This is a genomic window from Dyella sp. (genome assembly GCF_035508675.1).
Lineage (GTDB): Bacteria > Pseudomonadota > Gammaproteobacteria > Xanthomonadales > Rhodanobacteraceae > Dyella_B.
Window position 1 is genome coordinate 1 of the sequence record NZ_DATJMN010000266.1, and the last position, 6,286, is coordinate 6,286.

4 protein-coding genes are annotated in these 6,286 nt (G+C 60.7%); 2 read left to right on the top strand and 2 right to left on the bottom strand.

The annotated features are described in order from the left end of the window. Window positions 1–183: 183 nt before the first annotated feature. Window positions 184–1,914 carry a S53 family peptidase gene (locus VMA74_RS13855; protein ID WP_325367918.1) on the bottom strand — a complete coding sequence of 577 codons (1,731 nt, stop codon included), beginning with the start codon at window positions 1,912–1,914 and terminating at the stop codon, window positions 184–186. 378 nt (window positions 1,915–2,292) lie between these two features. Here VMA74_RS13855 and VMA74_RS13860 point away from each other — a divergent pair, with 378 nt between their 5' ends. Next, window positions 2,293–4,305, top strand: coding sequence for a tetratricopeptide repeat-containing sulfotransferase family protein (locus VMA74_RS13860; protein WP_325367920.1), 2,013 nt, complete (start codon window positions 2,293–2,295; stop codon window positions 4,303–4,305). Between the two features lie 137 nt (window positions 4,306–4,442). On the opposite strand, the gene VMA74_RS13865 is transcribed toward VMA74_RS13860, so the two are convergent. Further along, window positions 4,443–4,727, bottom strand: a complete 285-nt coding sequence (locus VMA74_RS13865; protein ID WP_325367922.1) for a DUF1161 domain-containing protein — start codon at window positions 4,725–4,727, stop codon at window positions 4,443–4,445. Between the two features lie 251 nt (window positions 4,728–4,978). On the opposite strand from VMA74_RS13865, the gene VMA74_RS13870 reads away from it, so the two are divergent. Then, on the top strand, window positions 4,979–6,202 hold the full coding sequence (locus tag VMA74_RS13870) for an alginate lyase family protein (RefSeq protein WP_325367924.1): 1,224 nt from the start codon (window positions 4,979–4,981) through the stop codon (window positions 6,200–6,202). The last annotated feature ends 84 nt before the right edge of the window (window positions 6,203–6,286 follow it).

A 6,286-nucleotide genomic window follows, 5' to 3' on the forward strand; every position in this document is an offset into this window, starting at 1 on the left:
CCCCACCCCAACCCTCCCCTACTGCCGCAGGGGAGGGGGAAATCTCCGCGATCAACAAGCTTTTTGGCTTACGTTAGTTCCATTCAATTCAAGGCAACACTGCGCGGAGAGAGCACATGGACATGCTCGTCCAAATACGTCGTGCGAAGCACACGAACCTTTTATGGGAAGGGCGTTGGCCGTTTACTTCGTCGCCACCAACGCCGAAATAAATGCCGGCCCGACCGGGCTGCCCCAACCCGTCACCAGATCGAAACCGGTCACGGCCTTGAAGCCACCATTGCTGCCGCGGGTGATGTCGTGGAAATAGCTGTGATAGCTCGACCCCACGCCGAAGTCGTACAACGCCGTATTGAGAAAGCCGATGTTGCCGACACTCTGCGAAGCGGCCTGCTGGTTGGCCAACGCAATCAAGCCGGCCAGGCGCGGCGCGGCATAACTCGTACCGCCCACGCCGGTTTCAAGCTGCCCATTGCTGTAGGTGGGATTATCGAAATTGCCTTCCAGCGCGATATCCGGGTCGTTGCGATATTGCGTCGATCCCTTGTTGCTGCTGTTGATCACGCCGCTCAACTGCTGGTAGCTCGGAATCGCATAACCGGCCGATGACAGATAACCGCCGCTGCTGTCCGACCACGCCGTTTCCGACACCCACGAACCTCCCGGGCCGCTGGTGGTGAGATCGGTCGCGCCGACATCGGTGATATACGGATCGAGCGAAGGCGCCGCCCAGTTACTGGTGGTGTACGAGCCGGCATCGCCGCTCGCATTCACGAACGTCTGGCCTTGCGCCTGGAATTCCTTGTAGATGGAATCATCGCTGCTGCCGAAATCGCCGCCGCCCCAGGAATTGGAGATCACCGAAGCGGTATCGTCGCTGGCCATCTGGTTGAGAATGTCGCCTGCGCTGCTGCCCTCGTAGAACAGTATCTGGGTAAGGCCCGGCGCCATGCCGGCCAGGTTGGCGATATCCAGCACCTGCTCACCGTCGCTGCACGAACTCGAACCGGTGCTGGGATTCGTGCATGCGCCGTTGAAGCCGTTCACCAGCACGTTATTCACCGCCACGCCCGGGTCGCTTGCGCCGGTGGCGGAGTAGTAGCCGCTCAGGTCGCTGCTTTGGTAGCCGTCATAGGAGAAGATCGCCGCAGTCTGTCCCGAGCCGGTCAGCGAACCGGAACCGTAATACGCTGCCCGGATATCGCTGGGTAGGTAATCACCGCTCGGGCCGGAACCGCTGGCGTGCGCAATGACGGACTGCGTCGCGCCAGCTGCCGGACGATGGCGCATATGCGTAAACGGCCGCACGTAATTGTCCAGGCCATTGATGTGCAGCAGTTGCACGCCGAGCAGATCGACCGTAGGCTCGCGATCCGGCGCATAGAACATGCGGCTTTCCATAGGATGCTGGTATTGACGCATGGTCACGTGCAAGGCGCGGTTGATGTCGCTCACCCTGCCCTGCACGTCGACGATATGGCGATTGGCCGTGGTGGCCGTCACGGTGAGGTGGTTGGCCTTGGCCCAGGCAACGACTTTGTCGTAATCGGCCTGGCTGGGTTCGAAGCGGTGGGTAAACTGCTTGGAACTCAGGTAATGATGATAGAGCGGACTGGCCGGATCGTAGAGCTGCTTGATCAGCGCATCCAGCTCGGCTTCGTTACGCAGCGGAAGCACCAGGCCGAGCTTGAGTTGTTTATCCGCATTCAAGGTTTGCGCACCGGCCGCCTGGCCGGAACGCACGACCGCGGGCACATGGTCATGCAGCAACAAAGAAAAAGCGCCGGAGGCGCTTGCATGGCTGGTCGGTGTTCCCAATGCCAAGGCGCCGGCAATCACCAAGGCCGGCAACGTGCGCTTGAAACGCGCCAACTTGCTTACCGAGGGCAGCTCAGCAACAGAAAACAAATGCATATTCCATCTCCCCAAAGCGCAGGCGCGGGCCTGGCTTGATCAGTGGTTGGGCACGAACGACTGCTGCATGCCATGCCTTGCTGGTGACGATGTGCCGTGTCGTGCCGTAAGGTTGGTCCCCTGTACTTCGTTTCCGGCAAGCTCCGCTTGCATGGCCTGGAGTTTTATACCCAAGCCATGCGTGAAATGGAGATGATGGAAAGAAGTCAGTCGCGTGCGCCGCGTCAAACAAACGGCGTTGATTTGCGCTAACGTAAGCGTTGCGCAAGCTACGCCGTAGCAAACGCCTGTCATGCCTTGCTGCTGTTACTGCTGTTGCGACTGTTGTCGCTGCATCCGTGGTTCGATCGCCCGCCCCTCACCAAGGTGCCTACAGCCATGCCACAGAACGCAAACCCCAGCACGAATCCGCTGGCGGAAAAACAGGACATCGAGTTGCTCGTCGGCTTGATCAGGCAACGGCAGCATGTGCAAGCCGAAGCGCTGGCTCGCAAGCTGATCGATACGGGCACCTCGCAAGCGGGTGTATGGCAGGCACTCGGCACAGCCCTGCATGCGCAAGGCCGTTTTGCCGAGGCAGTGGAAGCGCAACGCACAACCATCTCGCTGGCCCCGTGGGATGCCGTCGCCCACTACATGCTGGGCGAAAGCCTCATGGCCATGCGACAAACGGGAGCCGCCGCGGAGAGCTACCACTGCGCGCGTACCATCAAGCCGGATTTCGCCGATGCGCATTTCAAATGCGGCAACGCACTGGCGGTGCATAACCGCCTGGATGAAGCCGTCGAAGCTTATCGCCGCGCGCTGAGCCTTCGACCCGAATTCAGCGAAGCACAGGCGAACCTTGGCTTCACTCTGATGAGCGCACAACGCTACGCCGAGGCCGAGCCGCACCTGCACAAGGCGTTGCAAGCACACCCGGACCGCGCGCCCATTCACAATGCCCTGGGTGTGGTGTTGTACGGACAAGGCCGCATGGCCGATGCGGCGGAAAGCTTTCGCCGCGTCATCACGTTATTGCCCAATGATGCCCAGGCGCATGCCAATCTCGGCAATGCGCTGCGCGAGCTTGGCTCGTTCGCCGAAGCGGAAGCCAGCTATCGCCGCTCAATGGCGCTCGACAGCCAGTTCGCGCGGGTCTATTTCGATCTCGGTGGATTGCTCTATTTGCAGGAGCGTTACGAACAAGCCGAACAACATTACCGCCGCGCGCTGCAGCTTAAGCCCAACTACGTGGAAGCCTGCAACAACCTGGGCCGCAGTATTCGCCGGCAGGGCCGGCTGGATGAGGCGCGCGACGCTTTCGACGCGGCCCTGGCGATCGATGCAGAATCGGTCGAGGCGTATTGCAACCTCGCCTCCTTGCGTACGTTCACACCCGAACACGCCGAACCGAAGCGGTTGGAGCAACTCGCACACAAGCTCCCTGCGCTGTCGGAAAACCTGCGCATCCGTTACTGGTTCTCGCTGGGAAAGATGCGTGAAGACCTGGGTCACTACGACAAGGCCTTCGCCGCCTATGCCCAAGGCAATCGCCTGAAACACGAACAGCTTTCACCCAATGAAGCCAGCAAGATCGCACTGATCGACAACGTACGCACGGTCTTCGATGAGCGCTTTTTTGCCAGCCGCCCGGTACCCGCGTCAACGAGCAAGTCGCCCATCTTCATCGTCGGCATGCCACGCTCGGGTACGTCGCTGATCGAGCAGATCCTGTCGACGCATCCCGATATTCATGGCGCGGGGGAATTGCCGGATCTGGAAAGCATGCTCTTTGCGCTCGCCGCCGAAGCCGGCCAACCGGTGGAGGCCTTTCCAACCGTCGCCTCACGCATGACGGCAGACCAGCTGCTGCGCCTGGGCGAGGCGTATACCGAACGCGTGTGGAAGCTGGCCCCGACGGCCACCCGCATTACCGACAAGATGATGGCCAATTTCGCTTACATCGGCATGATCCGCCTGATGCTGCCCAACGCAAAGATCATCCATGCCATGCGCGATCCGATGGACTCGTGCTTCTCCTGCTACGCCACGCTGTTCCACAAGAACAACCTCGACTACACCTACGATCTCGGCGAGGTGGGACGCTATTACGTGCGCTATATCGAACTGATGCAGCACTGGCAGCGCGTGCTGCCGCCCGGCTCGATTCTCGATCTGCGCTATGAAGACATGGTGGCCGATACCGAAGGCCAGGCACGCCGCCTGCTGGACTATCTGGGATTGCCCTGGGACCCGCGCTGCCTGAACTTCCATGAGAACAAGCGCGTGGTGAAAACCGCCAGCGCAGCGCAGGTGCGGCGGCCGGTATACCGGTCATCGGTGGCACGGTGGACGAACTTCAAAACGCATTTGCAGCCACTGCTGGAAATCGTGCGGGATTATCGATAAATAACCGCACAGGCTGGCATGGAATCCCAGCACGGCATACCAGGCAGGAAGCGGGGATTTCCTCCCAGCCTACGTAGATTCCCCGCAAAAAAAGAGCGCCCGTAGGCGCTCGTTTTTTTACAGCGTCCCGGCAATGGTCACTTGCCGCTGGACGAAGCTGCCGCCGGGGCAGCCGCATCCGACGCTTCATGCTTGGCACCCTCGCCCTTCTCATAGACGATCACCTTGCTACCGCCATCGCACTGGCCGACCACCTTGCCGTCGCCGGCCTGGTCCTTCGCCACTACGTCGAGCGTGTAGTTCGACACGTTGTTGGCTTTGATCTTCGAATCGATGCTGGACTTCACGTCATCGCACGATGCATGCGCAACGAACGATGCGGACAGCAGCGCCAGGGCGACAAAGCTGATGCGGATTTTCATGCAAACCTCCTTGGTTGTGATGACGGCGTAAGTGTAGGCTAGCAGCGGCACGTTACCAAGTCACTGCTGCACGCTTCATCGCGCATGTCGAGCTGCTTGGACCAGCAGCCGGTTTCCGGCATCGCATGGCCCATCGCCCCCAGCCAGGTGGCCTGCGGAGACATGCACCGCTGAACTGGGTCAGCGCAGCGCCAACGCGTAACATGCGCCAGTTCGCAAACCGCTGCCCGACATGCTGGAGCCAGGCCTTTATGCGTTTCAATCGCCGCGCCGTCTCGCTCTATCTCAGCGCCATGTTTTGCGCAGCCACCTGTTTTTCCGGTTGCGCCGCCACGCCAGGCAGCACGAAAGCGCAGCCCCGCGCGGCGCACACCGAAGGCTTCGTCCATCCCGGCCTGCTGCATGCCGACAAGGATTTTGCCCGCATGCGCAGCGCAGTCGCCGAACAACGCCAGCCATGGATGCAAGATTGGCAAGTGCTGATCGCCAATCGCCATGCGTCGCTCGATTGGAATCCTCGTGCGACACCCATCGTCTATCGCGGCGTGGATCGCATCCACGCGCAGAACTACCCGGTACTGTTCAACGATGCCGCGGCAGCCTACGCCCTGGCATTGCGTTGGAAGATTTCGGGCGACGATGCGTATGCGAACAAAGCCATGGCCATTTTGAATGCGTGGTCGCATACGCTTACCGCCATCGACGGCAGCTCGGATCGTTTTCTTGCCTCGGGCATTTACGGCTATGAGCTGGCCAACGCCGCGGAAATCCTGCGCAGCTACCGCCACTGGAATACCGACGAGTTCCAGCGCTTCCAGTCGATGATGCTCCATGTGTTCTACCCGATGAACCACGATTTCCTCGTCCACCACAACGGCGCGAAAATCGATCACTATTGGGCCAATTGGGATCTGGCCAATATGGCATCGATGCTGGCGATCGGCGTACTGGCCGACCGCCGCGACATCTACGACGAAGCCATCGAGTACTTCAAGCACGGGCAAGGCAACGGCGCCATCGAGCACGCGGTGTGGAAGCTCTATCCGAACGGCCTGGGGCAAGTGCAGGAGAGCGGGCGCGACCAGGGCCACACCATGCTCGATATCGCGCTGCTGGGCGCGATCTGCCAAATGGCATGGAACCAGGGCGACGACCTGTTCGGCTACGACGGCAATCGCGTATTGCGCGGTGCCGAATACGCGGCCCAATACAATCTCGGCCAGGATGTGCCGTATACCCCCTACAAGAACAGCGACGTCACCCAGCCGGTGATTTCATCCGGCGGGCGCGGCGACATGCGCCCGATCTGGGCATTGCTCTACAACCACTACGTAGTTTTGAAAGGGCTGAAGGCGCCGCATGTCGCGGCGTATGCGCAGAAGGCCGCACCCGAAGGCGGCGGCGGCAATTATGGGCCGAACAGTGGCGGGTTCGATCAGCTGGGGTATGGCACGTTGACTTATACGCTGCGGTGATCGCGCAGGCTGGGTGGATAATCCCGGCTTGGCACTGGATTAGCGTCGAGTCGCAGTAACCCCTCATCGTCGCCGGCGAAGGCC